This window comes from Nocardia sp. NPDC003979 (assembly GCF_053605015.1).
Genome location: NZ_JBSGIJ010000042.1, coordinates 1 through 5253, shown reverse-complemented (window position 1 = coordinate 5253; position 5253 = coordinate 1). Strand labels below are relative to the sequence as shown.

Sequence of the window (5253 nt, the reverse complement as noted above, 5' to 3'; positions counted from 1 at the left end):
ACACGGATGAGGTCGCGTCGTTTTCCGGAGGAGTCACGGACCCGGACACGCGCTTTCCAGTACCCGGGAGCGAGTTCGGTGAGCATCGGTTTGCCGGGGACCCCGAGGGGCCGGGGTGGTCTACCGCGGGTCATGGGTACACCGATCGAGTCGGTTGTGGGTGGCGGCTGTCTTAGTGTGGTGTGGCAACGAAATCCCTTTCCGCTCGGTGAGTTGGGGGAGGCCGGCGTCGTCTGCGGGTGGAGTTCGGGGTTCAACCTCGCGCAGTGCGCGTCGACCACGCGGCGTCGGTCCACTTGACCGATGCCCGGGAAGGCGACTTCACTGAATGCGCAGCTCTAGCGGCTGCTCCGACCATCACGGCGTCGGCGGCGGTTGACCGTGTGGAGGATTGCTATGTCGCGCGAGAGGCGCCATGACCGTCTACCTGGCCCTCACTAGCGCACCGGGCCCTGAACCCCTGATTCGGCGGCGTCGAGTAAGTCCATCTCGGCGAGAGCGACCACGACTGCCAGACCTGTCACCGCGCCGACGACTGCTCGGTGTGCGCGTCGACGGCCGCCTCGCGAGCGAGGATGAAGGCTCCCGAGCGAGCTGCGGCACCTTTGCGTATGCGTGCTCCCCGGGCGCGCGGAATGAAGCCAGGGTGGGGGAGGTGCAGCTGTCCGGCCTATAGTGCTCCCCGCCCGAGCGGGGATGAAGCCACCGCCGGCCCCATTACAGGCAAGTCATGAGACTGCATGCCGCTGCGGGAGATGCCGATGATGGATCATCTCCGTGTCGTGGGTAGTGTCGAGTTCAGCCAGCATCTGTGCTGAGGGATCGCATCGGCTGTCCGGTGACAGTGAAGATGAGCCACGCCAACCTCGCTGACCTGCGGTGGCCCATTTTGAGTGGCAGGCTCCCCGACCCGATTTGCCATTCAAAGTGAGCCAACTCTCTCCATCGGCCACGGCGAACTGGCTGGTCGGGCTCTCGATGGTCCAGGTTCAGTGGCAAGGCTGCGTCGATGGCTCAGGTGGGTTGGCAATAGCCTATTTTCACTGGCAACGGACATCGGCTGTAGCGTTGCTCAGTGTCGGATCTCACCGATCCGATTGGTGAATTCTGACGTCGCCGGGTGTGGCAGGGCGGGATTGTCGCCAGTTCGCAGCACGCAACAGTGACGGCGGCGACCAGCAGAGTTCCGGGCGAAGATCCGTTGAGACAACGCTCAGCTAAGCCAGCGACGGGCCACTGGCCAGCGATAATCCCGGCGACGTCGATGGTCACCCCAGCCATAATCTCCGACGTGAAAGAAGTCGAGGTCGTCGTCCAGTACGAGCGCGCGACTCTGCACGTCGGCGGGGTGTTCCTGAAGATCGACGCTGAACAGTCGAACACCGACACCAAGGTCGAGGCGATGGCCGGCACCGTTCCCGACTCCGGATGTTCTGTGGCGTAAGCCACCAGTGCTCGCGCTCGCCGCTCTGCCAGGATTGGCACTCGGCGCCTCGGTGAGCAGTCGACCGCATCGCCAGCGGCGTGGGCCGCAGCGGGCGCCACCATACGGAAGCTGCACGACGCGCCGCTACCGCCATGGCCCGGCCGGGGCCTCGACGCGCACGCATCGGAGCGCAACCGCAAATGTGCAGCGCTTACCAGGAGCGGGGTGGCCCCACCAACGTAGTCGCACACAACCGCCGGATAGCCGAGATCGCGCTTCGGCCGTGAACGCCGGCATTCACCCACGGCGACCTCCGGATCTCCCACGTGTTCGTCGAAGGCGATGAGGTCACTGGCGTTAACCGGTCCGAGGCGGCCCAGGGCGATCCCCTGTATGACCTCGCCATCCTGACGCTCGAACACCCGGAACACCTCAGTGACGTCGTCGCCGGTTACGGTGCCGACATCGACCTCAAGGTGATCCGCGCCTGGTGGTCGTTGCCTAGCCTCCTGGGGCCCGCTGGGTGGTTGAGCACGGTTTCGATCCGGCCTCGCCAGGCTGCAAGGTCGACGTGCTGAGAACCCAGGCAATGCGGACTGATCACTCGCAACCAAGATCGCGACGTCAGTATTCGCCGATACAAACATCTTCGGATCTGGGGCGACGTCAGGATCTACCTATCGGTGACGTCAGAGATCATCGATAGAACCACTATGGCTGGCCTTCTGGGCCGAATGCGGAGGCCCGGCCCGTGATAGCAGGCTTTCCGTAGCAGATCGACGTACGAGCTGGGTGGCGTCGGGAGTGGTTTCAGGGTGCAGCGTCGACTGATTTGGTGGTGTCGTCGGTGTCGGCGTGGACGGTTTTGGTGCCCCAGCCGATGTGGGATTCGCTGCGCATGCGTTCGATCATGTGTGGGTAGTGCAGTTCGAAGGCGGGTCGTTCGGAGCGGATTATGGGGAGTTCATAGAAGTTGTGTCGCGGGGGTGAGCAGGTGGTGGCCCATTCCAGGGAGTTGCCGTGCCCCATGGGTCGTCCACGGCCACGACTTGGCCGTATCGGTAGTTTTTAACACGTTCCACACGAATGTCGTCATCGACGCCCCGAGCAGGAACGATCCGAGGGTGGAGATGGTGTTCAGCGTGGTGAAGCCGTCGGTGGGCAGGTAGTCGGCGTAGCGGCGGGGCATGCCTTCGTTGCCGAGCCAGTGCTGGACCAGGAAGGTGGCGTGGAAGCCGATGAAGGTGGTCCAGAAGTGCAGTTTGCCGAGGCGCTAGTCGAGTAGACGGCCGGTCATTTTCGGGAACCAGAAGTAGATGCCGGCGAAGGTGGCGAACACGATGGTGCCGAAGAGCACGTAGTGGAAGTGGGCGACCACGAAGTAGGTGTCGTGGACATGGAAGTCCAGCGGTGGGCTGGCCAGGATCACCCCGGACAGGCCGCCGAACAGGAAGGTGACAATGAAGCCCAGCGCCCACACCATCGGGGTTTCGAAGGTGAGCTGGCCTTTCCACATGGTGCCGATCCAGTTGAAGAACTTGACCCCGGTCGGGACCGCGATCAGAAACGACATCAGCGAGAAGAACGGCAGCAACACCGCGCCGGTGGCGTACATGTGGTGGGCCCATACTGCCATCGACAGCCCGGCGATCCCGAGGGTGGCATAGACCAGCGCGGTGTAGCCGAAGATGGGTTTGCGGCTGAACACCGGCAGGATTTCGCTGATGACCCCGAAGAACGGCAACGCGACGATGTAGACCTCGGGGTGGCCGAAGAACCAGAACAAATGCTGCCACAGGACCGTCCCGCCCGTGGCGGGGTCGAAGATGTGCCCGCCCAGGCGGCGGTCGAAGGCGATGCCGGCCAGGCCCGGGGAGTGTACGATGTCGGACAGGGGCTGATAGGCGGTCCATCCGAAATCGGCGGCGCCGCCGGGGGTGAGGAATCCCGAGACCGCCATCGTCGCGCCGAATAGGAACAGCCAGTAGCTCAAGGCGTTCAGGCGGGGGAAGGCCACGTCGGGGGCGCCGATCTGCAAGGGCAGGATCGCGTTGGCGAACCCGAACACCGTCGGGGTCGCATAGAACAGCAGCATGATCGTGCCGTGCATGGTGAACAGCTGGTTGTACTGCTCGGGAGACAGGAACTGCATGCCCGGGCGGGCGAGTTCGCCGCGCATCAACAGCGCCATCAGCCCGCCGATGAGGAAGAACGCGGTGGTGGTGACCAGGTACATGATCCCCAGCAGCTTGGGGTCGGTGGTGGTGACGATGCTCCACACCGCTGAGCCCTTGGGTCCGCCGCGGGCAGGGAACGGGCGCGAGGCCTCGACGATGGAGCCTGTTGAGCTGGGACCTGCACCATTTCCACTCCTCACCCGTCACCGGCCGAACCCCAACGGCGATACCCGCTCGATGAGCGCTCAAACGATCGTGCGCGCCTTTACCGGAAATCTGGTGTAGGCTCGGCGCCGCCGGTGTTTCCGAGCAGGGGTCCGGGAACACTCACGAGATAAAGCCACGCAAAGCAGTTACCGCCATCTGGACACGATCACGCTCGCGAATACCCGTGCGACGTACGCGGTGGCGCTGGATCGCCTCGTCGCCGATTTCGGGCCCGATACCGCTGTGGCGCTGCTGGATCCGGAACCGGACCGGGTCAGCGGCTGGTTCACCTATGTGCGGGGTGCCAAGTCGGCCAAGACCTTCAACATCCGGCTGACCGCGCTGGGCTCGGCGTCGGAGTATTGGCGTGAGCAGGGCTGGCTGGCCGGTGATCGCTTATCCGGCTGCGGGCCCGACGTGCGCCGCCGGACACGAGCAAGCATTGAGCCGCGAGCGAGCGGCGTTCATCGTGGGATCGGATGTGCGCTGCGCGAACGGGCGCTGTGGCCATGCTCTATGAGTCCTCGGCGCGTGCTGAGGAGGTGCTGAATCTGGACGTGCCGGATCTCGATGCCGCGAATCGGTGCGCGGTGGTGATCCGTCGCGGTGGTGATCCGCAAAGGATTGCGCGTGAGCTGATCGCGGGACAGACGGATACGACCCACGCCGCGGAGGGCGGGCCTTAACGCCGGTGTTGATGAAGCTGTCCGGGCACACATTGGTGCGCAGCCTGCAAGTACGCGCGGGTCTTCGATGAAGGGCTGCGTCGGTTCCAGGCCGACAGCGACCCGGCCGCGCGCCGCCGCCGGGGTCGCTGTTCCTGCCCTGGTTGAGCGGGTGACGGACGCCGTGTGCCGGGTTCGACGGCAGTCGTGGCGGCGACGCCGGGGGCGGGTTACTACGCGCCCGCGGTGATTGCCGGTATCTCGCAGGGTAAGGCGGGTGTACGGGCGGTTCGGGCTCGTCAGTGGCGGGATGGAAGGACACGTTGATGAGTTCGTCGGACAACCCGGTGCCGGGGGTATACACGCATTGAGCCGCAATCAGGAGAGGTGCCGATGATGCCCAGAGATGCCCCGACCCCGCCGCACGGTCTGCAGGTGAGTACCCCTTTGGTTGCACGCTCGGTGTGGTCGGGTGTGCTGGTCGGTATCGGCACCGCGTCCTTCATCGACGAAACCGTGTTCCACCAGCTGCTGCATTGGCACCACTTCTACGACAAATCGACCACCTCGATAGGGCTGGTCTCAGACGGATTATTCCACGCGTTCGGGTTCTTCGCGGTGGTGATCGGGTTGGTGATGGTCGCCGATCTCATCCGTCGCGCAGGGTTGTCGAAGTACGGCTTGGCCGCTGGGATCTTCCTCGGACTAGGTGTGATGTCCAGGGAGGTTGTCCCGCTCCCCGCGGGTAAGTCGATGTGACAGGCGAAGGCCCCCGGTA

At 64.4% G+C, this 5253-nt stretch carries 4 protein-coding genes and 1 pseudogene; 4 read left to right on the top strand and 1 reads right to left on the bottom strand.

What is annotated here, in order from left to right:
* The first annotated feature begins 1291 nt into the window (after positions 1–1291).
* Both ACWEVR_RS33870 and ACWEVR_RS33865 read left to right on the top strand, forming a co-directional pair.
* Positions 1292–1444, top strand: a complete 153-nt coding sequence (locus ACWEVR_RS33870; RefSeq protein WP_174562648.1) for a hypothetical protein — start codon at positions 1292–1294, stop codon at positions 1442–1444.
* Positions 1445–1752: 308 nt separating this feature from the next.
* The gene (locus ACWEVR_RS33865; RefSeq protein ID WP_022565736.1) at positions 1753–2004 is read left to right on the top strand and encodes a hypothetical protein; all 252 of its coding nucleotides are present in this window, start codon (positions 1753–1755) and stop codon (positions 2002–2004) included.
* 232 nt (positions 2005–2236) lie between these two features.
* On the opposite strand, the pseudogene ACWEVR_RS33860 reads toward ACWEVR_RS33865, so the two are convergent.
* Positions 2237–3761: pseudogene (locus tag ACWEVR_RS33860) on the bottom strand (cytochrome c oxidase subunit I).
* Between the two features lie 247 nt (positions 3762–4008).
* Here ACWEVR_RS33860 and ACWEVR_RS33855 point away from each other — a divergent pair.
* Both ACWEVR_RS33855 and ACWEVR_RS33850 read left to right on the top strand, forming a co-directional pair.
* A complete protein-coding gene (locus ACWEVR_RS33855) occupies positions 4009–4359 on the top strand; it encodes a hypothetical protein (RefSeq protein WP_022565734.1) in 351 nt (116 codons plus the stop codon).
* Between the two features lie 509 nt (positions 4360–4868).
* Positions 4869–5234, top strand: a complete 366-nt coding sequence (locus ACWEVR_RS33850; protein WP_452470190.1) for a DUF2243 domain-containing protein — start codon at positions 4869–4871, stop codon at positions 5232–5234.
* Positions 5235–5253: the final 19 nt, after the last annotated feature.

What these genes read in the sequence shown, in the direction of transcription:
- ACWEVR_RS33850 (WP_452470190.1), top strand. Translation starts at nt 4,869, where the DNA reads ATGATGCCCAGAGATGCCCCGACCCCGCCGCACGGTCTGCAGGTGAGT.